The organism is Pacificitalea manganoxidans, from assembly GCF_002504165.1.
GTDB classification, from domain to species: Bacteria; Pseudomonadota; Alphaproteobacteria; order Rhodobacterales; family Rhodobacteraceae; genus Pacificitalea; species Pacificitalea manganoxidans.
In genome coordinates, this window is the sequence record NZ_CP021404.1 from 2,364,175 (window position 1) to 2,389,672 (window position 25,498).

Below are 25,498 nucleotides of genomic sequence, written 5' to 3' on the forward strand. Positions count from 1 at the left end.
AACTGAAATCCACCAAACGGGGAGAATACGGAATGTCCGTTCGTCTCGACGCCACAGACCGGAAAATCCTTGCGGAGCTACAGGTCGATGCCAGCCAGTCGCTGGACGAAATTGCCAAGAAAGTCGGCTCCTCCAAGACGCCGGTCTGGAACCGCATTCGCAAGATGCGCGAGGCGGGGGTGATCCGCCAGAATACGGTCCTGCTGGATGCCGAGGCGCTGGGGCTGGAGGCGTGTTTCTTTGTGCTGATCCGCACGTCCGAGCATGAGGCCGAGTGGCAGCAGCGGTTCCTGTCCACCCTGCGCGCCCGCCCCGAAGTGCTGGAAGCGCATCGGCTGGCTGGGGATATCGACTACATCCTGAAGGTGCGGGTCGCCAATGCCCGCGCCTATGACAGCTTCTATCAGGCGCTAATTTCCGAGGTGAAGATCCACAACGTCACCGCGCTGCTGTCGATGGAGGAATTGAAAGCCACCACCGTGCTGCCGGTCTAGGCGGGGATCGCGGCGCGGTTCCTTATGCGACGCGCAGCGCCTCCAACCCGTGAAAATGGTAGATCGGCGCGTAGCGCGGCGGCTCGGCCAGCGTCAGATCGGGCCGCGCGGAGAAAAGCGCGCGCAGGGCGGCGGCGATTTCCATCCGGGCCAACGGTGCGCCGACGCAGAAATGGATCCCCGCGCCAAAGCTCACCTGCGCGCGCGCGTTGCGACCCGGTGCGAACACCGCCGGATCGGCAAAGGTGTCGGGGTCGCGATTGGCGGCGCCCAGCAGGCACGCCACCTGATCGCCGGGGTGGAAGCGGTGGCCGTATAGCTCGACCTCGGTGTAGCACCAGCGGGTGAATAGATGCAGCGGCGGATCGTGGCGCAGCACCTCTTCGGTCAGGGCGGGCAGCGCCTGCGGATCACAGGCGCGCGCGCCCTGCCCCGTGGCGATGAGCGTCGCGATGCCGTTGCCCAGCGTGTGCACCGTCGCCTCATGCCCGGCATTGAGCAGCAAAATCACGGTAGAGATCAGTTCCGCCCGGCTGAGCCGTTCGCCATCTTCCTCCGCCGCGATCAACTGCGACAGAAGATCGTCGCCCGGCGCGGCACGGCGGGTTTCGATCAGGTCAGACAGAAACGCCGAGAACGCGCGCGAGGCAGCCACGGCGGCGTCCTCCATCGCGCGGGTGCGGCCTGCCTGATACATGCCAACCATCGCGTTCGACCAGTCCAGCAGATCGGTGCAGCGGCTGTCCGGCACGCCGAGCATATGGGCGATGACCCGCACCGGCAGCGGGCGGCAGAGCGCGTCGAGCAGATCGACCGGGGTGCCGGGGGGCGGCAGGTCGGCGACCAGCGCAGCGGCCAGATCGTCGATGAACGGACCGAGCGCGGCGATGGTGCGCGAGGTGAACGCCCGCAGGATCAGCCCCCGCAGTCGGGTGTGATCGGGCGCTTCGAGTTCCAGCAGGGAATGTGCTTCGATGTCGTAGAAGGGTGTCAGCCGCTCCGGGATCGGATGCGCCTGCGCGGGCGGCACCGCTCGTCCGAAACGCCGATCCTTCAGCAGCGTCTGCACCGCGCGGTGGCTGGTGGCGGCGACCATGCCGTAATCCTCCCACCAGACCAGATCGCCCTGCGCACGCCAAAGATCGTAGACCGGATAGGGGTCCTGCACGAAGGCGGGATCGGTCGGCGATCGCCGCACGACCGGAAGCGCGGACGCGGCCGGGCGGGTGGAGGCGGCAGCGCCGCCCCCGTGAGGATCATTTACCAGCAAATCGGCACCCTTATGAGCAGATCTTAAAGCGTCGAGTTAAGCGCGCCGCCATCCAGCAGCAGGTTCTGCCCGACGATGAAACCGGCATGTGCCGAACACAGGAAGGCACAGGCGGCGCCAAATTCCGATGCGGTGCCGTAGCGGCGCGCGGGGATCGTCGCTTCGCGCCGGGCGCGGGCTTCTTCGCGGGTGATGTCATTGGCGGAAGCCACGCCGGTATCGAGCCCGATGGAACGGTCGGTGTCGTGGATACCGGGGAGCAGGTTGTTGATGGTCACGCCCTTGGGCGCGACCTGCCGGGAGGTGCCCGCAACGAAACCGGTCAGCCCGGCCCGCGCGGAGTTCGACAGGCCCAGCGCCGGGATCGGCGATTTCACCGATTGCGAGGTGATGTTCACCACCCGGCCCCAGCCTTGGTCGATCATGCCGGGCAGCAGCGCCTGCATCAGCGCGATCGGGGTCAGCATATTGGCGTCGAGCGCCTTGATGAAATCGTCCCGGTCCCAATCTTCCCAGCTGCCCGGAGACGGGCCGCCCGCATTGGTTACGAGGATATCGACATGTCCGGCGGCGGCCAGCACGCGGGCGCGGCCTTCTTCCGACACGATATCGGCGGCGATTGCCGTGACCTCGACCCCGTGGGCATCGCGCAGGGCGGCAGCGGTTTCCTCAAGCGGGCCTTCGCTGCGGGCGTTGAGGATCAGATTGACGCCCGCGGCGGCGAGATGTTCGGCGCAGCCGCGGCCCAGCCCCTTAGACGAAGCGGTGACGAGAGCGGTCTTACCGGCGATTCCAAGATCCATGGGCTGTGTTCCTTCAGGCTTGTGCATGTTGCCGCAAGGCGTAGCAGGTCGCGGCGGGGGGCGGAAGGTGCCCGGCGCGGCGGGCGGCGCAGTTAAGGATCGGGTGTGATAGGTGAGGATCGAGCGGGGCGCGCGTGGGATGCGGCGGCGCAACCAAACGGCGGCTGGTGCATTGACCCCGGCCCGGCTGCGCCGCATGGTCCGGCGCGCACCTGTCCCAGCCAGCGACCCGAGCCAGACCCCAGCCGATGAGCACGCCCACGCCCCCGACCACATCCCCCACCGCCGCGCCGCGCGACTGGACCTGCCATGTGCTGCGCGGGGCCGATTTCCGCGTGGTGGCCGGGGTCAATGCGGGCGATGCGCTGGAGGCCGTGGAGGATCTGTGCCCCGGCGATGTCTACCGGCTGTCCGATGACGGCCCCGCATGGCGGCTGGCGGTGCGGGAAGCGGGCGATGACGCGGCGCGCGCCGGTCCCGCGACGCTCAGCACCGCGGTCGCGCGCGCGGTGGCGGCGGGTTCTGAGATCGGCGCCGCCGGAGACCGGGTGGTGCTGGAAGCGCGGTTGACGCTGATGGCCCCTGACGGCGGTCGGGCGCAGATCCTGCTCATCGCGGTGACGTCGGCAGAGGGGGAGGCCAGCGATCTGCGCTGTGCCCTGCCCCTCGACCCGATCGAACCCGGCGCGGATTACACGCTGATCGGGATTGATACCGATCCCGGCACCGTGCCGCTGGCGGATGTGACCTCTATCGCGTTCGGGCGCGGCACCGCCATCACGCTGGCCGATGGGCGGCAGGTTCCGATCGAGGATCTGGAGCCGGGAATGCGGGTGCTGACCCACAATCACGGCGCGCAGCCGCTGCGCTGGGTGGCGCGGCGCACGGTGCGGGCGGTGGGCGCCTCCGCCCCTGTGGTGATCGGGCGCGGCGTGCTGGGCAACAGCGCCGATCTGGTGGTGAGCCAGCACCAGCGACTGTTCATCTATCAGCGCGGCGCGGACCGGATCGGGCGCAGCGCCGATATTCTGGTGAAGGCCCAGTATCTGGTCGATGGGGCGCGGGTGTTCATCCGCAAGGGCGGGTTTTGCGACTGGTTCACCCCGGTCTTTGACCGCCACGAGGTGATCTATGCCGAGGGCATCCCCGCCGAAAGTCTGGAGGTCAATGACGCCACCCGCCCCGGCCTGCCCGAAGAGATCGCCGAGCAGGTGGCCGAACAGCTTCCCAGTCTGAGCCACACCACCCATCCCGGCACCGAACCCGATGCGGAGGAATTGAGCCGCGCGGGACCGGACCGGTTCCACCGCCCCGGCACCTGGAGCGACGGTCAGGGCTGATCGCCGCGCGTGATGCCGTGGGGGGGCTGGCGTTGGGATCGGGGTCCGCGGTGGGGTGCCATGTGGGCGGGGGCCTTGGCTCACCGCCCGGCGCGTCCGGGGCCACAGCCGAACGGGTTGGTATGCGCCCGCAGGCTGAGATCATGGCGCGAGCCGGCAGAGCGGATAGCCTAGCGGAGGCGCGCCGTCAGCGAGCGCGCCGACGATGGCATCGCGGGGCAAGTTACGCCGGAGCCCGCCGGCGCGACCGGATCAGCGTGCCCCGGCGAGCAGCGTGCGCAGCGCTTCGGCCGCGTCATCTTCGCGCCAGATTTCCTCGCCTACGCCAAAGAAATCGGTCATCGCGCCCAGTGCCGTGGCCCGGCCCGCGCTGAGCCCGCCTTCGGCCACTACCGGCACTTCGATCATCTGCGACCACCATTCGAACAGGCCGTCTTCGGCATGGGTGCCATCGCCGAGGCTGCCGCCCACCGGACCGAAGGCCACATAATCCGCGCCAGCCTCGGCCGCCGTCATGCCGTCATGGCGCGAGCTGCCGCAGAATGCGCCGACGATGGCATCCGCGCCCAGTTCCTTCCGCGCGTGGCGCACGGTGCGCGCCCCGTCGGTCAGGTGCACACCGTCAAGACCGAGACGTTCGACCATTGCCAGATGCCGTTCGATCACGATCGCCACGTCGCGGGCATGGGCTACCTCCCGGCAGGCGTCGGCGGCGCGGGCGATGCGGTCTTCGTCGCTGGTGGCCAGCGCGAGGCGGATGCAGGCCACGTCTTCGGCATCCAGCACCGAAGCCAGCCGGTCGGGGAAAGTCGACAGATCGAATTCGGGCGGCGTGATCAGGTAGATCTGCGGCTGCTCGGGAGCGTCGGGAAGGTCGGTTTGGGAGGTATCAGACATGGAAGCACCCTGGGGAATTTCGCGCGGTGATAGCCTATCGCCGCGGGGAATGAAACGGGGGAGCGTCGCCCGGCGACCGGGCGTGATACGCGGGCGGGGGGCGGCATCTGCGGTGGACCGGGCGTGCGGTCTTTGCGGTGGGGACGGTTCGGGGACCGTTTGAAATCTGGTGAATGCGTTTGGTGCGGGCGTGGCTAGCCGCTAACTGCTGTGCGACGCAGCTTGAGCCCGCGGGGTCCGTGCAGCGCAAGGGACAGCCCGCGCGGCGGTCGCGGACCGGGCTGGCCCACCCGTGGGCCGGATCCTACGACCTGCCGATCCCCTCGCGGGATTGCGTCGCGCGCGGCTTCCCGGTATCGCCCGGCGCAACCCTTTCAGCCCGGAGCCTGCCCGATGTCCGAACCCGTCTTCGTCCTTGTCCGCTCGCAAATGGGCGAGAATATCGGTGCGGCGGCGCGGGCGATGTGGAATTTCGGCCTGAGCCGGATGCGGCTGGTCGAGCCACGCGATGGCTGGCCGAACCCGCGCGCCGTGGCGCTGGCCTCTGGCGCGGGGCGGCTGCTGGATGACGCGCAGGTGAGCGATACCCTCCCCGAGGCGCTATCCGACTGCACCTATGTCTTTGCCACCACCGCCCGCGCCCGTGGGCTGACGAAGCCTGTCTTTACCCCCGAAGACGCGATGCGGCTGGCGCACGAGAAAATCGCGGCAGGCGAAAAGGTCGCGGTGCTGTTCGGCCCCGAGCGGGCCGGATTGGAAAACGACGACGTGGCGCGGGCGAATGCGATCATCTCGGTGCCGGTGAACCCGGAATTCTTCTCGCTCAACCTTGGGCAATGCGTGCTGCTGACCGCCTATGAATGGTCGCGCCTGTCGGGCCCCGCCCCCACCCGCGCGGCGGCGGCGATGGAAAAGACCGAATATGCCAGCGGGCTCGAGATCGAGAAACTTGGCGATCACTACGAGCAGCGTCTGGAAGAGGCGGGGTTCTTCTGGCCGGAGGACAAAGCCCCGGGCATGAAGCTCACCCTGCGCAACATGTGGGCGCGACTGGGGCTGACCCGGACCGAAGTGCAGGTGTTCCACGGCGTGCTGCGGCAGATGGTGCGCTGGAAAGAGCGCGGGCCCGGGCGCGACTGATCGCGCGGGGCTGGCTACGCGGAGCTGGCGTGGCACAGGGGTGCGCCGTGTGCCCACCTCACCTGACGCGCAACGGGAGCCTGCCCGTGGGGTGGCGCTGGGACGGCTGAGCGGATGCCTTTATGGCAGCCACATACCTCCTCGTTCTGAGGTTAGCGTGAGGTGGCAAAGCGCCAGCCCGGGGGACGGGCAGGCGCTCGCCCGCGCGGCCTACGGCCTTGTTCGCGGGCGGGTGCGCTGAGGTCGGAGCAGTGCGCCCCACAACGGGAGCCTGACCGTGGGGTGGCGCTTAGACGGTTGGACGGCGTGCTTTATGTCAGTCAAACCCCTCCCCAATCTGAGGTTAGCGCGAGATGGCAAAGCGCCAGCCCGCCGGGACGGGCAGGCGCTCGCCCGCGCGGCTTACGGCCTTGTTCGCGGGCGGGGGTGCTTTGCCCACCGCGTGCTTGCCCGTGGGGTGGCGTTTTATACCAGCCACCCCCTTCCTGCCCGGAGATCAGCGTCAGGTCACGAACCGCCAACTCGCGAGGGCGGGCTCATGCGCATACTCCTGCGGCGCGCCGTCGCTGGCGGAAGCCTTGCCGTGCCGCGTCTGCGGGCCTAGGTTCCGGCGAAATCTCGCTCGGGGCGGCGCGGCCGCATGTTTGGCCCGGCGCGGGCTCCTGCGGACAGGCCCGAGGCAAGGAAGGATCACCATGGCTCAGAAACGCTCCATTTTCGAGGAGGTCGATCCCTCCGCCGCGACGCCTGCCGCGCGCACGGCACAGCCGGGGGCCATCGACCGCCGCCAGAAGGGTTCGCGCAGCGCCGTGCGCATCTGGCTTATCGTGCTGTTTGCGATGGTGCTGGCGATGATCGTGATCGGTGGGCTGACGCGCCTGACCGACAGCGGCCTGTCCATCGTGGAATGGGCGCCGGTCACCGGGGCGCTGCCGCCGATGGACGAGACCGCATGGCAGGGTGAATTCGAAGCCTACCAGCAGATCCCGCAATATCGCGAACTGAACCTCGGCATGACGCTGGCGGAGTTCAAACAGATCTACTGGTGGGAATGGAGCCACCGCCAGCTGGGACGGGCCGTGGGGGTCGTGTGGCTGCTGGGCTATCTGGGATTGCTGATCACAGGGCAGATCCCCAATGGCTGGAAGGGGCGTCTGATCATTCCCGGCGCGCTGGGTGGCCTGCAGGGGGCGATCGGCTGGTGGATGGTGTCTTCGGGGCTGGGCGAGGGCATGGTCTCGGTCGCGTCCTACCGGCTGGCGGCGCATCTGGGGCTGGCCTTCATCATCCTTGGGTTGATCGCGTGGTATGTCTTCCGCCTTGCGCGGCCCGAGCGCGAGATCATGCAGGCCCGCCGCCTGCGGGAGCGCAAGCTGTGGGGCATGAGCACCGGGCTGTTGCATCTGGCGTTTCTGCAGATCCTGCTGGGCGCGCTGGTCGCCGGGATCGACGCGGGGCGCACCTATATCGACTGGCCGCTGATGGCGGGCGGATTTTTCCCGCCCGAGCCGTTCGAGCTGCGCCCGCTATGGCGCAACTTCTTCGAAGATCCGGGATTGGTGCAATTCATCCATCGCATGACCGCCTATCTGCTGTTCATCTTTGGGCTGGTCGTGTGGCGGCGCGGGCGCAAATCGGCGCATCCGCGCACCCGCACCGCGTTTGACTGGATGGCGGTGGCGCTGTTCGGACAGGTCGTGCTGGGCATCGCCACGGTGATGCAGGCGGCGCAGATGCATATCGCGATCACCCATCAACTCATGGCGGTGATCCTGTGGGTGCTGATCCTGCGGGCGCGGTTCCTTGCCGGTTACCCGGTCACCACGTCGATCCGGGAGGGCCGGGCATGAGCGCGCTTGACGATCTGATGGCGCATCAGCGCGAGACCGAGGCGCTGGCGCAGGTGCTGGGGCGGCTTGGCTGGGATCAGGAAACGGTGATGCCGCGCGGCAGTGCCGAACAGCGCAGCGAGGAAATGGCCGCGCTGGAATCGGTGCTGCACAGCCGGCGCACCGATCCGAAGGTCGCCGAATGGCTGGAGCGGGCCGAGGCGGAGCTGTCCGCGGATGACGCGCTGAACGGCGCGCGGCTGCACCATATCCGCCGCGACCATGCCCGCGCGGTCAAGGTGCCTGCCCGGCTTGCCGCCGAGATCGCGCGCGTCACCTCGGTCGCGCAGGGCCGGTGGGCCGAGGCCCGCGCCGCTGAGGATGTCGCCGCCTTCGTGCCCGTGCTGGACGAGGTGCTGACCCTGAAACGCGAGGAAGCCGACGCCATCGCGGCGGGTGACGCGGAGGGCACCACGCGGGACCGCTACGACACCATGCTCGACGATTACGAGCCGGGGGCCACGGCGGCCCAGCTTGACGCGATGTTCGGCGCGCTTCGCCCGCGGCTGGTGGCGCTGCGCGACCGGGTGATGGGGGCCGCCTATCAGCCGCCAGAGCTTTGCCGGGACTTCGACGAGGCCGGTCAGATGACGCTGGCCGCCGAGGTGGCGGGGGCGTTCGGCTATGACTTCACCCGCGGGCGCATCGACAAGGCGGTGCATCCGTTCTCCTCCGGGTCCGGCGACGATGTGCGCATCACCACCCGCACCAGCGTCAGCGACCCGTTCAACTGCCTTTATTCGACGATCCATGAGGTCGGCCATGCCTGCTACGAGCAAGGCATCGACCCGGCGCATCGGCTGACCCCGCTGGGCCGGGGTGTGTCGATGGGCGTGCATGAAAGCCAGAGCCGCATCTACGAAAACCAGCTTGGCCGCTCTGCCGCCTATACCGGCTGGCTGCATGGTCGGATGACGGAACTCTTTGGCGATCTGGGTGTCGATGACCCCGACGATTTCCATGGCGTCGTGAACCGCGTCGGCCCCGGCCATATCCGCACCGAATCCGATGAGGTGCAGTATAACCTGCATGTGCTGCTGCGGTTTGATCTGGAGCGTGAGATGGTTGCCGGGCGGCTGGCCCCCGCTGATCTGGAGGAGGCATGGAACACCCGGTTCGAGGCCGATTTTGGCGTGCCGGTGCCGCGCCCGAGCCTTGGCTGTTTGCAGGATGTGCATTGGTCCGTGGGGCTGTTTGGCTATTTCCCGACCTACACGCTAGGCAATGTCTATGCCGGGTGCCTGCACGAGGCGCTGCGCCGTGACCTGCCCGATCTGGACACGCATCTGGCCGCAGGCGATCCCGGCCCGGCGGTGCGCTGGCTAAACACCCATGTGCAGCAATACGGGGCCTTGCGCGCGCCGCGCGACACCATCGCCCATGCCTGTGGCCGGACCCCGGACGAGGGCCCGCTGCTGGAGTATATCGAGGCGAAGTTCGCCCGGATCTACAAGCTGTGATGCGGGAGCGACCGTGGCCGCGCCGGGCGCGGAACATCAAAGGACGATTAGCATGACGGCAGCGGCAGGCTTGGTGCCGGTGGTGATCCTTGCCGCCGGGCAGTCGCGGCGGATGCGTGGGCGAGACAAGCTGCTGGAGCCGCTGGGCGGTGTCGCGATCCTGCGGCGGCAGGCGGAGGCCGCGCTGTCGCTGGGCGTTCCGGTCATCGTCGCCCTGCCCCCGGCCCCGCATCCCCGCCATGATCTGCTGGCCGATCTGCCGGTCGAACGGCTGGAGGTCGCGGATGCGGTTGAAGGTCTCAGCCACAGCCTGCGCGCCGCCATCGCCGCCCTGCCCGAAGGCACCGCCGGCGTGATGGTGATGCTGGGCGATCTGCCGGGGATTGGCGCGCCGGAATTGGCGACCGTGCTGCGCGCGCGGCAGAACGTGCCCGATGCGCAGGCGTGGCAAGGCGCGACCGAGGACGGCGCGCCGGGGCATCCGATCCTGCTGAGCAGCGCGCTGTTTCCGCAGCTTGCCGATCTGACCGGCGATGTGGGGGCCGGACCGCTGCTGCGCCGTCTGCCCGAAGACGCGCGGCATCTGGTGCCCCTGCCCGGCCTGCGCGCGCGCCACGATCTGGACACGCCCGAAGACTGGGACACCTACCGCGCCGCGACGGGGCTGTAACTCAGGTGCCGCAGAAGGTCTGACGCACCAGTTCCGATTGCAGGGGTGGGTTACGTAGATCGGCGGTGCCCGGTGCCGGATCGAAGGGACGGGCCAACGCCTGCACCAGACGTTCAGATGGCGCGAGATCGCCCGAGACCGCCGCCGCGATGGCCTGTTCGATCCGGTGATTGCGCGGGATCAGCGCGGGATTGGTCGCCCGCATCCGGGTATGGGGGTCGTTTTCCGCCGCAAGGCGGGCCTGCCAGCGCGCGCGCCACGCATCGAACCGGGACGGGTCCAGAAACTGATCGCGCGGATCGGCGGCGGTGGACGCGTCGCTTTCGGCCAGCGCGCGGAAGGTGTTCGTGAAATCCGCCCGCTCCTCGGCCATGAGGGTCATCAGATCCGAGATCAGCACCAGATCACTGTCATCTTGGCTGTCGGGCGCGATGCCCAGCTTGGCGCGGAATTCGGCCATATAGGCGCTTTGGAACCGGGCGGCGAAGCCATCCACGGCCTCCTGCGCCTGCGCGATGGCGGCGTCGCGATCCTCGCTCATGATCGGCAACAGGGCGGTGGCGAGCTGCGCCAGATTCCACGCCGCGATCTCGGGCTGCCGGTTATAGGCATAGCGCCCGTAATGATCGATGGAAGAGAATACCTGCTCCGGCACATAGGTATCCATGAAGGCGCAAGGGCCGTAATCGATCGTTTCGCCTGCGATCCCGCAATTGTCGGTATTCATCACGCCATGGATGAAGCCCACCCCCATCCAGCGGGCCAGCAACGTCGCCTGCGCGCCGATCACCGCATCGAGCAGACCCAGCGGGCCGTCCGCCTGCGGGTAGTGCCGGGCGATGACGTGATCGGTCAGCAGCCGCAGCGCATCAGTGTCGCCACGCGCGGCAAAGAACTGGAATGTGCCGACGCGGATGTGGCTGGCGGCAACCCGGGCGAGGATGGCACCGGGAAGGCCGCGTTCGCGTTGCACCGTCTCGCCGGTCGCGGTGGCGGCGAGCGCGCGGGTGGTGGGGATGCCTTGCGCGGCCATCGCCTCGGACACGATATATTCGCGCAGGACCGGCCCCAGCCATGCGCGCCCGTCGCCATTGCGGCTGAACGGCGTGCGGCCCGAGCCCTTCAATTGCAGATCGCGGCGGCGGCCTTCGGTATCGATGATCTCGCCCAGCAGGATGGCGCGGCCATCGCCCAGTTGCGGCGACCAGCCGCCGAACTGATGCCCGGCATAGGCCTGCGCCAGCGGATCGGCGCCTTCGGGCACCGCGTTGCCTGCCAGCACCTGCACCCCGTCCGCGCCGCGCAGCGCGTCCGGGTCAAGCCGCAGCTCTCGCGCCAGCGCATCGTTGAGCAGCAACAGCCGCGGCGCGGCGACAGGCGTCGGCGCCATGCGCGCATGGAAGCGCTGCGGCAGGGCGGCATAGGTATTGTCGAATGGGAAATGCAGGGTCATGCCCCTCAGATAGGCCGCCCGCACGCCCGCGTCACCCCGGCCCGGCGGAAATCAGCTATGTTCCTCGGCGGCGGTGGCGGCCAGCGCGCGATTATAGGCGCGCAGGGCATCGACATAAAAGAGCGCGCCCATCAATTCGCCCGCGCTGCCATCGGCGGCGGTGGCCACCACGGGCAGGAACGGCTGACTGCCATCGTCGAACATGGGCATCGCGACCTCCAGCGTGGCCGAAGGGGCGATGTGGATGCCAGCCTCGATCAATTCCGTGCAAGTGGCCTCCGGCGCGGCGCGGGGGCTGTCCTTGGACCGCATCACCACCGCCGCTGAATGCAACGAGAGCAGATAGCTTTGCGGTCCGGCGGCAACGTGAACGCCGCGGCGCTCCAACTGGGTCAGAAAGAACGAGCGATCCACCAGCCGACTGGCCAGCGCGGTGGACAGTGACACCGCCACCATCACGGCAAGCCCAGTCTGCCAGTCCCCGGTCAGTTCGAACACGATCAGCGTGGTGGAAATCGGCGCACCCAGCACCGCCGCCGACACCGCCCCCATGCCCGCCAGCGCATAAAGCGTGGCATTGCCCGACACGGTGGGAAAGATCGGCGTCGCGACCAGCCCGAAGGCCAGCCCGACCAGCGCGCCCAGCATCAGCGAGGGCGAAAACACCCCGCCGCCCATCCGCCCGGCCATGGTGATCGCGACGGCGACGACCTTGATCACCGCGAAGACGACTGCCTCGTGCAGCAGCAACGAGCCGGTGAGCGCGGCGGAGGTCGTTTCATAGCCGACCCCGATGATATGCGGGAAAAAGATCGCAATGGCCCCGAGCAGCCCCCCCGCCGCCGCAGGCCGCGCCCAGCGCGGCAGCCGCAGCAGCGCCTGCACCCTGTCGCCCACGTTTTCGGCCATGAAGATGCCGCGCATCAGCACCACCGCTGCGATCCCGCAGACCAACCCGAGGATCAGGAACGCAGGCAGTTCTACATAGAAGCCCAGCACGTTGTTGTCGGGCAGGCTGAATTCGGTGACATCGCCGAATTCGAGCCGGGAGATCACCGTGCCCGACACCGACGCGATGACGATGGGCGCAAAGGCATGCACGGCGAAATGGCGCAGCACCACCTCCAGCGCGAACAGCGCGCCCGCGATCGGCGCGTTGAAGCTGGCCGAAACCGCCGCCGCCACCGCGCAGCCCAGCAGATCGCGCCCGTGGATGCCGTCGGCATGGATGCGGTTGCTGACCCATGTGGCCAGCACGCCTGCCATATGAACCACCGGACCTTCGCGCCCGGTGGAGCCGCCTGACGACAGGGTGATGAGCGAGGCCAGCATGGAGGCGACACCGGCGCGGCGTTCGACCCGGCCTTCGCGCAGGGCGGCGCCTTCGATCACATCGGCGACCGAACGCACCCGCCCATCGGGCGTGAACCGGTTGAGGATCACCCCCACCACCAGCCCGCCAAGGATCGGCAGGATCAAGATCCACCACCACGGCAGGGTTTCGGCGTAGCTGTGTAGCGCGCGGGGATCGTCGACGCCGTAAAGCAGCTTTTGCAGAGCGGTAATCGCATTGCGGAAAGTCAGCGCGGCGAACCCGGCCGCGATGCCGATCATCAGGGCGATGAACCAGAACTGGATCTGCGAGGGGCCTTCGCGCAGCAGCAGCGACCAAGTGGCCGCACCTTGGGCACGGGCCTGTGTCCAGCCCTGACGCCAGATCGGTGTCTGTTTCTCGGCCATGCCCGAAGGCTCCTCGCCCTGCCCTGTCGCGGCGCGCATGCGGCCTGTCCCGAAACGGGGCCTGTCGCGCGGTTGCCGTCGGGTCTAGGGGATCGCTCGCGTCGCGCCAAGGGTGAAACCCGGACTTTCGGGCCGCCGGGCTATCTCCTATCGTGCGACGCGTCTTGGGGCCGGTGGCGGGCCTGAGCAGCGGTGATGTCCGGCGGGGGGTCGGACGATCGGGAAACCAATGAGGAGCGGCGGCATGGACGGAGCGGGCGAGACGCGGGGCAAAGAGAATGGCGCGGGCGACGATGGCCAGAGAACGCCAGCGGACGCGGCTGCGGATAGGGCGGCGGATACGGCGTCAGATACGGGGGCGGACATGGGACAAGACGGGCTGACAGGCGGGCCGGGACCGACGGGCTCGCGGCTCCCTGCCGACCCGGCTGCTGTCCCCCCGCCTGCCGCTGCCGCCCTGTCCGTGCCTGCGGGCCCCGCCACCGCGCCCGGCAGCGCCGCCGCGCGGGAGGCGCTGTTTGCGATGCTGGCGGATCGGTTCGGTTCCCGCTTCAGCCAGCGCGCTGCCGATCTTGCCGCCCATGGCACCAACGAGTCGCATTTTCCCGACATGCCGCCTGAGGCCGTGATCCAGCCCGAAACCACGCAGGAGGTGTCCGACATCCTGCGCGCCTGTCACGCCGCGCGCTGTCCGGTCATCGGCTGGGGGGCGGGCACGTCGCTGGAAGGGCACGCCTTGGCCGTGGCGGGGGGGCTATGCGTCGATTTCGGGCGCATGACCCGCGTGATCGAGGTCAACGACGCCGATATGGATGTGCGGGTGCAGCCGGGTCTGACCCGCGAGGCGCTGAATACGGAACTGCGCGCCACGGGGCTGTTCTTTCCGGTTGATCCCGGCGCCAATGCGTCATTGGGCGGAATGGCCGCGACGCGGGCATCGGGCACCACGGCGGTGCGTTACGGCACCATGCGCGACAACGTGCTGGGGCTGGAGGCCGTGCTGGCCGATGGCACGGTGATCCGCACCGGCACCCGCGCACGCAAATCCTCGGCCGGGTATGACCTGACCGCGCTGCTTGTCGGCTCCGAGGGCACGCTGGCATTGATTACCGAACTGACCCTGCGGCTCCAGGGCCAGCCGGAGGCGATCGCGGCGGCGGTCTGCGGCTTTGACCGGATGCGCGACGCGGTGGATTGCGTGATCGCCACGATCCAGTTGGGCATCCCGATGGCACGGATCGAATTCATCGACGCCGAAGCCGTCGCCGCCTGCAACGCGCGCTCTGGCCTCGATTTTCCGCGGCGCCCGCATCTGATGGTGGAATTCCACGGCTCTGACACCTCTGCCGCCGAGGATGCCGAACGCTTCGGCGAATTGGTGGCCGATCTGGGCGGATCGGATTTCGCATGGGCGCAGAAGCCCGAAGAGCGCAACCGCCTGTGGCAGATGCGGCACGAAGCCTATTGGGCGATCCTTGCCTCGCGACCCGGCGCGCGCGGTGTGGTGACTGATCTATGCGTGCCGATTTCGCGGCTGGCCGAAGCGGTAGAGGAAACCCGCGCCGATATCGACGCCTCCGGCATTCCCGGCCCGATCTTGGGCCATGTGGGGGACGGCAATTTCCATGCGGTCCTGCTGATCGATCCCGACCGGCCCGAGGAAAAGCGCATCGCGCTGGACTTGTCGCACCGGATGGTGGAGCGCGCACTGCGGATGGGCGGCACCGCCACGGGGGAGCATGGCGTGGGGCTGGGCAAGCGCGGCTATATGGAGGCCGAGCATGGCGCGGGCTGGCAGGTGATGGGCGCGATCAAGCAGGCGCTCGACCCGCTGAACCTGATGAACCCTGGCAAGCTGGTGCCTGACCCGGAGGGGTGACCCTGCGCGGGGGCCCATAGCGGGCGCATCTGCGATCCAGTCTGGGGGCTGTGGACCTTGGTCACCCCATGCCGACGCCGCGTGGCCGGGACAGGCTGGGGTGAAGTGGGGCGCAGGCCTTCGCGTTGCTGCTGATAGACAAACTGTGGCCCGCGTTGGAACTAATCGCGCTGCGGCGCGCTCTCCCGGTAACGCAGAGGAGAGCTTCATGGACAATCGAGCCCCGGCCTGGGTCGTGCCGGTCATGCGCGCAGGCTACACCGCCCGCGGCACCATCTATGCCATCGTCGGGGTGCTGGCCCTGCTGGCCGCGTGGCATGGCGGTCAGGCCGAAGGCACGACCGACAGCATGGCACAGTTGCGCAAGCATCCGCTGGGCGTGCCTGCGCTCTGGCTGATCGCGGTGGGGCTGGTGGCTTATGCGGTGTGGCGGGTGCTGGATGCGGCGATGGATCTGGAGGATTACGGCCATAACGCGAAAGGCGTGATTGCCCGGATCGGCCAGACCGTGAGCGGGATCATTCACTTGGGGCTGGCCTTTTCCGCAGCACGGTCGGCCATGGGTGGCGGCTCGGGCGGGCAAAGCGGCACCGAAAGCCTGACCTCCAAGGTTCTGGCGATGCCGGGCGGCGCGTGGATCGTCGGCGCGGCGGGGCTGATCGTCATCGGCTCCGGCATCTACTATGTGCACAAAGGCTGGGCCGAGAAATACCGCGAACACCTGCGCGCCTCCGCGCTGATGGAGAAGCTCAACCCGGCGGCAAAAGCGGGTCTTGTGGCGCATGGCATCGTCATCGGGATGATCGGCGTGTTCCTGATCTACGCCGCCGTGACCCATTCGCCGGAACAGGCGGGGGGTCTGGGACAGGCGTTCGAAACCGTCCGGCAGGCTGCGTTCGGGCGTATCCTTCTGGGGCTGCTGGCGCTGGGAATGATCGGGTTCGCGATCTATTGCTGGATCGAGGCCGTCTATCGCATCGTGCCCCGCCGCGACGGTAATGACGTCAAAACACTGGCGCGCAAGGCCGAGGGCAAGGCGCGTCAAGCGATGGCCTGACCGCGCCCGCTGGCACCTGCCCTATCGGGCACGGTCCAAACGCTCCCCACTAGGGGATGACACCATCAAAGCGCCCTCCAGTTTGGGGGGCGTTTTCGTTATGGGGGACGAGCCGATCACCGCGGAAGCTATCGCGCCGAACGTCAAATGCAGCGGCGCTAGGCAACGGGCGGACGCCATTCGGGGACCGTTTGCCCAAAAGGCAGGAAGACGCCCCCTGCCCCGCGCTCCGCAAACCGCTGGACGTCCCATCGCTGCGCCGGTATCGAGACGCCCGACCCTGCCCTGACTGACGAAGGCCCACGCGATGCCGGATCTGCTGATCGAACTCTTCTCCGAAGAAATCCCCGCCCGCATGCAGGGGCGCGCTGCCTCCGACCTCAAGAAGCTGATGACCGATGGGCTTGTCGAGGCCGGGCTGACCTATGCCTCGGCGGCGGCGTTTTCGACCCCGCGGCGGCTGGTTCTGACCGTCGAAGGGCTGCTGGCCGAAAGCCCGACCTTGCGCGAAGAGCGCAAGGGTCCGCGCGTCGATGCCCCGGAAAAGGCGCTGGAAGGCTTTCTGCGCGCCACCGGTCTGACCCGCGATCAGTTGGAACCCCGCGACGACAAAAAGGGTCAGGTCTGGTTCGCGACGCTGGAAAAGCCGGGCCGCGCGGCGGATGTGATCGTGGCCGAAGTGCTGGAACGCACGGTGCGCAATTTCCCCTGGCCGAAATCCATGCGCTGGGGCGCGGGCAGCCTGCGCTGGGTGCGGCCGCTGCATTCGATCCTGTGCATCCTCGTGACCGAGGCGGGCGCCGAAACCGTGCCGCTGGAGATCGACGGCATCACCGCAGGCAACACCACCCGCGGGCACCGCTTCATGGCGCCGGGCGCGGAGATCGCGGTGCAGTCCTTTGACGACTATGCCGCCAAGCTGAAACGCGCGCATGTGGTGCTGGACCCCGCCGAGCGGGCCGATCACATCTGGAACGACGCGACCAATACCGCCTTTGCGCAGGGGCTGGAGGTTGTCGAAGACGCCAGTCTGCTGACCGAGGTTGCCGGGCTTGTCGAATGGCCCGTGGTGCTGATGGGCGCGATTGGGGCAGATTTTCTCGACCTACCGCCGGAGGTTCTGCAAACCTCGATGAAGGAACATCAGAAGTTCTTCTCCGTGCGCAATCCGAAGACCGGGCGGATCGAGAAATTCGTGACCGTCGCCAATGTCGAAACCGCCGATCAGGGGGCCACGATCCTTGCCGGCAACCAAAAGGTGCTGTCGGCGCGGCTGTCGGATGCGAAATTCTTCTGGGAGAACGACCTGCGCGTGGCCAAGGCGGGGATGGACCCGTGGACCGACGCGCTGGACAACGTGACCTTCCATAACAAGCTGGGCACGCAGGCGGAGCGGATCAGCCGTATCGCCGCGCTGGCGCGGGCCTTTGCGCCGCGGGTCGGGGCCGATCCCGATCTGGCCGAAGAGGCCGCACGCATCGCCAAGGCCGACCTGTCGTCGGAAATGGTCTACGAATTCCCGGAATTGCAGGGGCTGATGGGCCGCTACTATGCCGAAGCGGCGGGCCGCGATGCGGCGGTGGCGGCAGCGGCGGAAGAGCATTACCGCCCGCTGGGCCCGTCGGACGCGGTGCCGGACGCGCCGGTTTCGGTCGCGGTGGCGCTGGCCGACAAGCTCGATACGCTGGCTGGGTTCTGGGCCATCGACGAAAAACCTACCGGCTCGAAAGACCCCTATGCGCTGCGCCGTGCGGCGTTGGGCGTGATCCGCATTGTGCTGAGTAACGACCTGCGCATCCAGTTGTCGGATTTCATTCTGCGCGGATTGTTCCAAGTCTTCCTGAAGCTGCAAAAGGCCGAGGGCGGCAGCGACCTGCGCCGGGATTACGCCGCCGCGTTCGACATTTCCGAAGACGATCTGCGGGATCTGGCGCTGGACGATCTGCAGGGGCGGATCGAGCCGGATGCAATCCGCGCGGGGATCGCCAACCTGAACGCCGATGCGGACGCAGACCTGAACACGCCCGAGCATCTGCTGGGCTTCATCCATGACCGGCTGAAGGTCTATCTGCGCGATCAGGGCATCCGCCACGACGTGATCGACGCCTGTCTGGCCCGCCCCGGTGCGGATGACCTGACCCTGCTGGTCAAGCGGGCGACGGCGTTGCAAGCCTTCCTCGACACCGACGATGGCGAACCGCTGTTGCAGGGGTTCAAGCGGGCCAACAACATCCTGACGCAGGCCGAGGCGCGCGATGGCGTGGCCTATGAATTCGGGCCCGACCGCAAATATGCCTCCGACCCCGCCGAATTGGCGTTGTTCGATGCGCTGGACGCCGCCGAGCCCCGGATCAGCGCCGCGCTCGCAGGGGAGGACTACGCCGCCGCGATGGGCGAGATGGCCGGGCTGCGCGCGCCCATCGACGCATTTTTCGAAGCCGTTCAGGTCAATGCCGAAGAGCAGATCACCCGGCGCAACCGGCTGAATTTGCTACACCGCATCCGCGAAACCTGTATGACGGTGGCGGACCTGTCACGGCTCGATGGCTGATCTGCGACGATTGTCCCATTGATCCGCGCGAAGGAGGAGGCGTATCATCCCGGCACCTCATAATGGTGCTGCAGTGCAGAAACATAGCGACTTCAAAGACTTCGTCGAGATTACCCCGACAGCCAAGCTGGCGGTGGAGTCGCATGGCGGCCGCGCCAAATGCCTGCAGCGCCTGATCCGCATCGACCTGCCCGTGCCGCGCACGGTGGCGTTGTCCTTCGACGCTGTGCACCGTATGGCCGACGGACATCTGCCTGATACCAAGGCAATTCTTGCCCGGTTCGATGCCGATCCGCTGCTTTCGGTGCGCCCCTCCTCGGAAGATCCGGACTGGGGCGGTCCGGGGGCTGTGCTCAATATCGGGATGAACGACGCCCGGCACGCGGCGCTGGCGGAGCGAATCGACCGGGCGCGGGCCAATGCGCTCTATCTGCGGTTTGTGCAGGGATACGCGATCAACGTCGCGCGGCTCGATCCCGACATGTTCGTCGCGACAGAGGCCACGGATACCGCCCTGCGCGAAGCGCTCGACACCTATGAGATGGAAACCGAAGAGCCGTTCCCGCAGGATCCCGCGGTGCAGCTGGCCGAGGTTCTGCGCTCCATGGCGCGGGCGTGGCAGGGCACCTCTGCGCGGCTGCTGCGGCAGGCCCGTGGGGCGCCCGCCGATGCCGGGCTGGGACTGGTGGTGCAGGAGATGGCGCTGGGGATCGGGCCGGGCGAAAGCGGCGCCGGGGTGATCCGGTGCCTCGACCCGATTACCGGCGCGCGGCAGGTCACCGGGCGCTATCTGCGTCAGTCGCTGTTCCGCGATGCGCTGCATGCGCAGGAATCGCTCTACCTTGCCGAAGATCCGCGCGGGCCGTCGCTGCAACAGGTCGCGCCTGCGGTGTTCGATGAACTGGACGCCGCCCTGCGCCTGTGCCGTCAGAAGCTCCGCGAGGAGATGGAGATCGAATTCGCGCTCTGCGAAGGCGCGTTGAAGGTGATCGACGCGGTGCGCGTGCCCCGCAGCACCCGCGCCAATGTCCGCGTCGTGGTGGCGCTGGCCGAGGATTCGGTGATTTCCCGCGAGGAAGCGGTGCTGCGCATTCACCCGATGGCCTTGGGCGAGTTGCTGCACCAGCAGGTCGATCCGACCGCGCCACGCGATGTGCTGGTGCGGGGCATCGCCGCCAGCCCCGGCGGCGCGTCGGGCAAGCTGGTCTTTTCCGCCGAAGCCGCTCAGGCCGCCGAGGCACAGGGCGAGCATTGCATCCTGATGCGCCGCGAAACTGCGCCCGAAGACATTCGCGGCATGCATGCGGCATCCGGCATCCTGACCGAACGTGGCGGTATGACCAGCCATGCGGCGGTGATCGCGCGCGGCTTAGGCGTGCCGTGCATCGTCGGGGCTTCGGGGGTGCGGCTGTCGGCCCGGCACCGGACGCTGACCCTGCGCGATGGCCGGGTGCTGCGCGAGGGCGATCTGGTGACGGTCGACGGCTCCACCGGCGATCTGCTCGCCGGTGCCGCGCCGCTTTTGGAGCCCGCGCTGGACGAGGCGTTTCAAACGCTCATGACATGGGCCGACGAGGCGCGCGACATTGGCGTGCGGGCCAATGCCGACACGCCTGCCGATGCCCGCACCGCGCGGATGTTCATGGCCGAGGGGATCGGGCTGTGCCGCACGGAGCATATGTTCTTTGACGGTGCACGCATGACCGTGATGCGCGAAATGATCTTTGCCGACAGCGCGGAGGACCGGCGCGAGGCCGTGGACCGCCTGCTGCCGATGCAGCGCGAGGATTTCGCGGCCCTGTTCGAGATCATGGCCAACCAGCCGGTCTGCATCCGCTTATTCGACCCGCCGCTGCACGAATTCCTGCCGACGGGCCGCGAAGGCATGCGCCAGATGGCCGAGGCGCTGGATCTGCCTCTATCGGACGTGGTGCGCCGGGTGGAGCAACTGACCGAGTTCAACCCCATGCTGGGGCTGCGCGGTGTCCGGCTGGGCGTCACATGGCCCGAGATCTACGAAATGCAGGCGCGCGCCATATTCGAAGCGACCGTGATTGCCTCGCGCCGGGGGGCGCCGGTGGTGCCGGAGGTGATGATCCCCCTCGTTTCGGCCAAGCGGGAGGTGGAGCTGATCCAGACCCGTGTGGATGCCGTCGCCGCCGCCGTGCGCAATGAGACGGGCGCGAACTTTGACTACCGGCTTGGCGTGATGGTGGAAACCCCGCGCGCCGCACTGCGAGCAGGCGAGATCGCCCACCACGCGGCGTTCCTCAGCTTTGGCACCAATGACCTGACGCAGATGACCTACGGGCTGTCGCGCGACGATGCCGGGCGCTTCATGGGCACCTATGTGCAGCAGGGTGTCTACCCCGAAGACCCGTTCCATTCGCTGGATCAGGATGGCGTGGGCGAGTTGCTGATGATCGGCGCGGAACGTGGGCGCGAGGCATCGCCCGACATCACGATTTCGCTCTGCGGGGAGCATGGCGGCGATCCGGAGACTATCGCATTTTGTCGCAGTGCCGGTTTCGACTATGTTTCTTGCTCGCCTTTCCGCGTGCCCACAGCGCGGCTGGCCGCAGCGCATCTGGCGCTGGCCGAGCGCACGGATCGCACCAGGTATTTGAATTGGCGCCGTTTTTTCATGGGCGGCAAACGCACCCGACGTTAGGCGTGCGGCGCGTCTTGCGCAGAAATGAACAAAAATTAACCATTTTAGAAACGTGTTTGCCCTGATCGGCCCCACGCCCTATGTCATGCGCTGATCTGTTCGACACACCGGACCCAGACCCTGAAGCCCGAATAACGGGCGCTGCCTAGTGAATGGGGGACCATGCGATTACCGATTCTGGCCTTGGCCAGTGCAGTCACCTGCGCTGCCTTTACTGTTGCCGCCGCCCCTGTTTTTGCCGACACCACGCTCAGCACCAAATCCTCCCCGGCCCTGCCCACTGACGGCACGACCGCCGCTGCGCTGCCGGAACCTGCCCCGCGCAAACCTGTCGCGATCGTGGTTCCCGAGGCCGAGCCCGCAGCCCAGGACGACATCAACGCCGCCCTGCCGGTGGCCCCGCCGCGCCCCTCTGACACCGATGCCGAGCCTGACGAAGCCGTCGCGGCCCTGTCGACGCTGCTGCTCAACGCCCGTCTGACCGAATTGCTGGGTCAGGACCGCGCTGCATTTCAAGCCGTCAGCGGCACCCGCCTGCGCAAACTGACCGAACCGCCGCTGAGCCGCGAAGCCCGTGCCAAGCTGGTGCCGATCACCTATTCACAGGCTTGGCTGCGCGAACAGCCTGGCGGCACCGGCGGCGCGGCGTGGGAATGTCTGACGCAGGCGTTGTATTTCGAGGCGCGCGGCGAAAGCGTGAAGGGTCAGTTCGCGGTGGCAGAAGTGATCCTGAACCGCGTTGGTTCCGCCCTCTATCCCAACACCGTTTGTGATGTGGTCAATCAGGGCACCGGCAAACTGTATCAGTGCCAGTTCACCTTTACCTGCGACGGGGCCGCCGAGACAGTGCACGAGCCGCGCGCATGGACCCGCGCCGGTAAGATCGCGCGCCTGATGCTGGACGGCGCGCCACGCACGCTGACCGCGGGCGCGACGCATTACCATACCAATGCCGTGTCGCCGTCATGGGCCCAGAAATTCGCCCGCACGACGCAGATCGGTGTGCATCTGTTCTACCGGCACCCGCGCTCCTGATCGCGCGTCGGCGGCTGTCAGGCCGCCGCGCGGACCGGCGCCTGTTTGTTGCGGGCCACCCACCAGAACGCGCCGGCGATGGCGAATTGCGCCGCCAAACCGCCCCCGATCACTGCCAGATCCAGCCCGAGGCCTTGGGGCAGGTCGGATTTCTTGATCGCTTGCCCCAAGATCGACAGCACCGAGCCCGTCGCAAAGACCGGCAGCCCGAACCGCCCCAAGAGCGCGATGGGTGCTGCTGCATGGGCGCGCGCGACGCGCAGCATCACCGGCAGGCAGGAGATCACATAAAACAGCGCCAAGGCGTGCAGCAGGCGCGGCGCGGCCAGATAGGTCTTGTCGAAATTGGTGATGTAGAAGGGCGCGCCATGCGCCCCGAGCCACGCCAGACCAGCGCGCCCCGCATCCCGCACGAGGTCGATCTTCATCCACGCCAGCGCGCCGAGCAGCATCGCGACCGAGGCCCAGAAGAGCCACGCGCGATAGGCGACGAACCGGCGGCCCTCTTTCAGCGCCATGCCGGTCAGCAGCCCCACCACGAACACCAGTTGCCATGCGACCGGGTTGAAAAACCAGCCGCCCGGATTGGGGTGGTTGGGTAGGTTCAGGCGAAACTGACCCGCCAGCACCCACAGCACCACCGAAGCCGCCATCAGCCCAATGGGCGACCGCCGCCCCAGCGCGATCAGCAGCGGCGCGGAAAAGATCAGCACCGCATACATCGGCAGGATGTTGAAATAGCCCAGCTGATGGCCGAGCGAGGGTATCCCCACCAACACGCCCAGCGGATCCTCGAACAGGACGCGCAGGTTGTTGATGCGCACCATCTCGATCACGCCAAAGCGGTCGGCGGCGTAGGCAGAGATCCCGATCGCCATCATCGTGGTGACCACATGCACCATGTAAAGCGTCCACGCCCGGTGCCAGATCCGCAGCACCGCCTGCCAGATCGGCACGATGCCCGACATCAGCCGCCCATAGGCCAGCCCGGCAGCGATCCCGGACATGATGACGAAGCCTTCGGCCGCGTCGGAGAAGCCGAAATTGCGGTTGGTGTAATCCTCGAACACAGTGCCGGGCACATGGTTAAGATAGATCATGATAAGCGCCAGACCGCGAAAGAAGTCCAGCCGCGCGTCACGGGGCGCCGCAGTCCCGCCCACGGCAAGCGACGCGGCGGGCGCAGTTTCGCCCGTATCCACGCGCGGCGCGGCAGCGCCGAGCGCCGCAGGCGTCACCGCAATCCCGGCGCTTGCCGCCGCGCCAGCGCGGCGTTTGGTCGAAAACGGGGCAGGCTCACCCATGCAATGCGGCTTTCACGGTTGTGCGGGGGGCGGCCACGGGGGCCGGGCCCGGCTGGGGCAGATCATGGGAGGGCGCGGGCATGGCGGCTTCGGCCTGCCAACGGGCGCGGGTCAGACGATAGCGCGCCAGCACAGGCGGCACATGACGCTCCTGCGGCACCGTGAACACCGCCTTTCCGTGCCTGCGCGAGGTATAGGATACGATCGGCGCGGCCAGCAGCATTGGCCCGCCCACCGGCAACATCCACGGCAGCAGCTCCGCCGCCAGCAGATAGGTGGCGATCAGCCCCCCTGCCCCGACCAGCGCGATCCACCAGCTTGCCGCCCATGCCGTGCGCAGCGGAACCGCGCCGTCACCACGCGCATTGGCGGGCCAGCCGCCATCGCGCCCGGTCAGCACTTGCAGCACGGAGCGGGTCGTGAACATGAGCATCACCGGCGCTATCACGGTCGACAGCGCCAATTCGGCGGTGGCGGAGGCAAAGCTGCGCCCGGTGCCGCCAAAGAGCCGAACGGCGCCGGTCCACCATGCCTTGAAGAAAATCGCGAGTTTCGGCAGCACCAGCAGCGCGCCGATGCCTACGGCAAGGCCAATTGCCTTTGCGGTCTCGTCCGAGGGGAACACCGGGAAAATCTGTCCGGCGGGGAAGTAATCCGGCCCGATCTGCCACATCGCGGCGGGGACCGACACGATCAGCAGCCCCAGCCACAGCAGCGGCGAGATATAGGACAGGATCGCCTGCAAAAAGACGTAGCGCGACCAAAGCCGCATCCCCGGCGCCCCCAGCAGACGGACATATTGCAAATTGCCCTGACACCAGCGCCGGTCCCGCTGGGCAAATTCCACCATGTCTTCGGGGCCTTCCTCAAACGAGCCGCCCAGATCGGGGTCCAGCCGCACGGTCCAGCCCGCACGCGCCAGCAGCGCCGCTTCGACATAGTCATGGCTCATGATCGGCCCGCCAAAGGGCGGCTTGCCCGACAGTTGCGGCAGGCCGCAGGACCACGCGAACGCCTGCACCCGGATCAGGGCGTTATGGCCCCAGAACGGCCCGGTCGTGCCCTGCATCGCCGCCAAGCCGCGCGCAAAAATCGGGGAATAGAACGACGCCGCGAACTGCATCGCCCGGCCAAAGAGCGAGCGGGCGTTGACGATGCGGGGCAGCGTCTGCAGCAATCCCAGATCGGGCGCAGCTTCCATCCGGCGGATCATCTCGGCCAGCGTCGCGCCTTCCATCAGGCTGTCGGCATCGAGGATCAGCGCATAGTCGTAGCGCCCCCCGGAATTGCGGATGAACTCTTCGATATTGCCGGCTTTCTTGCCGGTATTCTCCGCGCGGCGACGGTAGAACATGCGCCCTGCGCCATCGCGTTCGGCCACCAGCCGGGCGAACCAGCGCGCTTCTTCGGCGGCGATGGCATCGGATCTGGTATCGGACAGCACGGCGATATCGACCTGCTCGGTCAGACCGGCCTCGGCCAAAGACACGTCCATCGCCGACACCCGCGCCAACACTGCGACCGGGTCCTCGTTATAGACCGGCATCAGGACGGCGGTGCGGCCCTTGATCGGCGCGCTGTCGGGCAGGCGCGGCACGGCAGGTTCGCGGTAGAACAGGCCTACGAAACTTTGGGTGGCCCCCCATGCCAGCCAGAAGGTCGTGACCCCGATCAGCACCGCGCGCACGACATCGAGCGCGTCGAAGCTAATCGACAACGCGTATTGTAGAAACAGGACGACCGCCTCCGCCGCCGCGGCAAAGGCCAGCGTCAGGGCAACAGCCCGCGCTGTGCGGGTGCCGCGCCGGGCCGCCGGGCGGGCGCGGGTCAAGAAGCGGTCATCGG

The 25,498-nt window shown here is 67.7% G+C and carries 18 protein-coding genes; 11 read left to right on the forward strand and 7 right to left on the reverse strand.

Features of this window, described 5'->3' with window-relative positions:
- Positions 1–32 precede the first annotated feature (32 nt).
- The gene (locus tag CBW24_RS10690) at positions 33–494 is read left to right on the forward strand and encodes an Lrp/AsnC family transcriptional regulator (protein ID WP_088661643.1); all 462 of its coding nucleotides are present in this window, start codon (positions 33–35) and stop codon (positions 492–494) included.
- Positions 495–516: 22 nt separating this feature from the next.
- Here the strand turns inward: CBW24_RS10690 and CBW24_RS10695 are convergent, their stop codons facing one another.
- The gene (locus CBW24_RS10695) at positions 517–1,662 is read right to left on the reverse strand and encodes a cytochrome P450 (RefSeq protein WP_232529727.1); all 1,146 of its coding nucleotides are present in this window, start codon (positions 1,660–1,662) and stop codon (positions 517–519) included.
- Positions 1,663–1,787: 125 nt separating this feature from the next.
- Positions 1,788–2,567: an SDR family oxidoreductase gene (locus CBW24_RS10700; protein ID WP_097373569.1), complete on the reverse strand. Its 780-nt coding sequence runs from the start codon at positions 2,565–2,567 to the stop codon at positions 1,788–1,790.
- Between the two features lie 248 nt (positions 2,568–2,815).
- On the opposite strand from CBW24_RS10700, the gene CBW24_RS10705 reads away from it, so the two are divergent.
- Complete coding sequence (locus CBW24_RS10705) at positions 2,816–3,907, forward strand: Hint domain-containing protein (RefSeq protein WP_097373570.1); 1,092 nt, start codon at positions 2,816–2,818, stop codon at positions 3,905–3,907.
- A 252-nt stretch (positions 3,908–4,159) separates the two neighbouring features.
- Here the strand turns inward: CBW24_RS10705 and CBW24_RS10710 are convergent, their stop codons facing one another.
- Positions 4,160–4,804 carry a thiamine phosphate synthase gene (locus CBW24_RS10710; RefSeq protein ID WP_097373571.1) on the reverse strand — a complete coding sequence of 215 codons (645 nt, stop codon included), beginning with the start codon at positions 4,802–4,804 and terminating at the stop codon, positions 4,160–4,162.
- A gap of 393 nt (positions 4,805–5,197) precedes the next feature.
- Here CBW24_RS10710 and CBW24_RS10715 point away from each other — a divergent pair, with 393 nt between their 5' ends.
- The 4 genes from CBW24_RS10715 (at position 5,198) to CBW24_RS10730 (ending at position 9,963) form a co-directional block, all read left to right on the forward strand.
- On the forward strand, positions 5,198–5,944 hold the full coding sequence (locus CBW24_RS10715) for an RNA methyltransferase (protein ID WP_088661639.1): 747 nt from the start codon (positions 5,198–5,200) through the stop codon (positions 5,942–5,944).
- A gap of 695 nt (positions 5,945–6,639) precedes the next feature.
- The gene (gene ctaA / locus CBW24_RS10720; RefSeq protein ID WP_097373572.1) at positions 6,640–7,794 is read left to right on the forward strand and encodes a heme A synthase; all 1,155 of its coding nucleotides are present in this window, start codon (positions 6,640–6,642) and stop codon (positions 7,792–7,794) included.
- Entirely contained in the window at positions 7,791–9,293 is a 1,503-nt protein-coding gene (locus CBW24_RS10725) for a carboxypeptidase M32 (RefSeq protein WP_097373573.1), read from the forward strand. Before ctaA ends, CBW24_RS10725 begins: the two co-directional genes overlap by 4 nt.
- A 52-nt stretch (positions 9,294–9,345) precedes the next feature.
- Positions 9,346–9,963, forward strand: a complete 618-nt coding sequence (locus CBW24_RS10730; RefSeq protein WP_097373574.1) for a nucleotidyltransferase family protein — start codon at positions 9,346–9,348, stop codon at positions 9,961–9,963.
- Position 9,964: 1 nt separating this feature from the next.
- On the opposite strand, the gene CBW24_RS10735 is transcribed toward CBW24_RS10730, so the two are convergent.
- Together CBW24_RS10735 and CBW24_RS10740 are read right to left on the reverse strand one after the other, a co-directional pair.
- Positions 9,965–11,416, reverse strand: a complete 1,452-nt coding sequence (locus CBW24_RS10735; RefSeq protein WP_097373575.1) for a protein adenylyltransferase SelO — start codon at positions 11,414–11,416, stop codon at positions 9,965–9,967.
- A 51-nt stretch (positions 11,417–11,467) separates the two neighbouring features.
- A complete protein-coding gene (locus tag CBW24_RS10740; RefSeq protein ID WP_097374210.1) occupies positions 11,468–13,156 on the reverse strand; it encodes a chloride channel protein in 1,689 nt (562 codons plus the stop codon).
- A 523-nt stretch (positions 13,157–13,679) separates the two neighbouring features.
- On the opposite strand from CBW24_RS10740, the gene CBW24_RS10745 reads away from it, so the two are divergent.
- The 5 genes from CBW24_RS10745 to CBW24_RS10765 all read left to right on the forward strand — a co-directional run bounded on the left by CBW24_RS10745 (position 13,680) and on the right by CBW24_RS10765 (position 22,349).
- Positions 13,680–15,035, forward strand: a complete 1,356-nt coding sequence (locus tag CBW24_RS10745) for an FAD-binding oxidoreductase (protein WP_097374211.1) — start codon at positions 13,680–13,682, stop codon at positions 15,033–15,035.
- Positions 15,036–15,243: 208 nt separating this feature from the next.
- A complete protein-coding gene (locus tag CBW24_RS10750; RefSeq protein ID WP_097373576.1) occupies positions 15,244–16,092 on the forward strand; it encodes a DUF1206 domain-containing protein in 849 nt (282 codons plus the stop codon).
- A gap of 307 nt (positions 16,093–16,399) precedes the next feature.
- Positions 16,400–18,643: a glycine--tRNA ligase subunit beta gene (glyS, locus tag CBW24_RS10755; protein WP_097373577.1), complete on the forward strand. Its 2,244-nt coding sequence runs from the start codon at positions 16,400–16,402 to the stop codon at positions 18,641–18,643.
- 73 nt (positions 18,644–18,716) lie between these two features.
- Positions 18,717–21,314: a putative PEP-binding protein gene (locus tag CBW24_RS10760; RefSeq protein WP_088661632.1), complete on the forward strand. Its 2,598-nt coding sequence runs from the start codon at positions 18,717–18,719 to the stop codon at positions 21,312–21,314.
- A 162-nt stretch (positions 21,315–21,476) separates the two neighbouring features.
- On the forward strand, positions 21,477–22,349 hold the full coding sequence (locus CBW24_RS10765; protein WP_097373578.1) for a cell wall hydrolase: 873 nt from the start codon (positions 21,477–21,479) through the stop codon (positions 22,347–22,349).
- Positions 22,350–22,366: 17 nt separating this feature from the next.
- Here CBW24_RS10765 and CBW24_RS10770 read toward each other — a convergent pair whose 3' ends face one another.
- Together CBW24_RS10770 and mdoH are read right to left on the reverse strand one after the other, a co-directional pair.
- On the reverse strand, positions 22,367–23,653 hold the full coding sequence (locus tag CBW24_RS10770) for an OpgC family protein (protein WP_097373579.1): 1,287 nt from the start codon (positions 23,651–23,653) through the stop codon (positions 22,367–22,369).
- Positions 23,646–25,484, reverse strand: coding sequence for a glucans biosynthesis glucosyltransferase MdoH (gene mdoH, locus CBW24_RS10775; protein WP_232529737.1), 1,839 nt, complete (start codon positions 25,482–25,484; stop codon positions 23,646–23,648). The genes CBW24_RS10770 and mdoH overlap by 8 nt, the downstream gene beginning before the upstream one ends.
- Positions 25,485–25,498: the final 14 nt, after the last annotated feature.

Bases quoted from the DNA above. Each gene is read 5' to 3' on its own strand.
- CBW24_RS10690 (WP_088661643.1), top strand. From the start codon at position 33: ATGTCCGTTCGTCTCGACGCCACAGACCGGAAAATCCTTGCGGAGCTA.
- CBW24_RS10700 (WP_097373569.1), bottom strand. From the start codon at position 2,567: ATGGATCTTGGAATCGCCGGTAAGACCGCTCTCGTCACCGCTTCGTCT.
- CBW24_RS10705 (WP_097373570.1), top strand. From the start codon at position 2,816: ATGAGCACGCCCACGCCCCCGACCACATCCCCCACCGCCGCGCCGCGC.
- CBW24_RS10710 (WP_097373571.1), bottom strand. From the start codon at position 4,804: ATGTCTGATACCTCCCAAACCGACCTTCCCGACGCTCCCGAGCAGCCG.
- CBW24_RS10715 (WP_088661639.1), top strand. From the start codon at position 5,198: ATGTCCGAACCCGTCTTCGTCCTTGTCCGCTCGCAAATGGGCGAGAAT.
- ctaA (WP_097373572.1), top strand. From the start codon at position 6,640: ATGGCTCAGAAACGCTCCATTTTCGAGGAGGTCGATCCCTCCGCCGCG.
- CBW24_RS10725 (WP_097373573.1), top strand. From the start codon at position 7,791: ATGAGCGCGCTTGACGATCTGATGGCGCATCAGCGCGAGACCGAGGCG.
- CBW24_RS10730 (WP_097373574.1), top strand. From the start codon at position 9,346: ATGACGGCAGCGGCAGGCTTGGTGCCGGTGGTGATCCTTGCCGCCGGG.
- CBW24_RS10735 (WP_097373575.1), bottom strand. From the start codon at position 11,416: ATGACCCTGCATTTCCCATTCGACAATACCTATGCCGCCCTGCCGCAG.
- CBW24_RS10740 (WP_097374210.1), bottom strand. From the start codon at position 13,156: ATGGCCGAGAAACAGACACCGATCTGGCGTCAGGGCTGGACACAGGCC.
- CBW24_RS10745 (WP_097374211.1), top strand. From the start codon at position 13,680: ATGCTGGCGGATCGGTTCGGTTCCCGCTTCAGCCAGCGCGCTGCCGAT.
- CBW24_RS10750 (WP_097373576.1), top strand. From the start codon at position 15,244: ATGGACAATCGAGCCCCGGCCTGGGTCGTGCCGGTCATGCGCGCAGGC.
- glyS (WP_097373577.1), top strand. From the start codon at position 16,400: ATGCCGGATCTGCTGATCGAACTCTTCTCCGAAGAAATCCCCGCCCGC.
- CBW24_RS10765 (WP_097373578.1), top strand. From the start codon at position 21,477: ATGCGATTACCGATTCTGGCCTTGGCCAGTGCAGTCACCTGCGCTGCC.
- CBW24_RS10770 (WP_097373579.1), bottom strand. From the start codon at position 23,653: ATGGGTGAGCCTGCCCCGTTTTCGACCAAACGCCGCGCTGGCGCGGCG.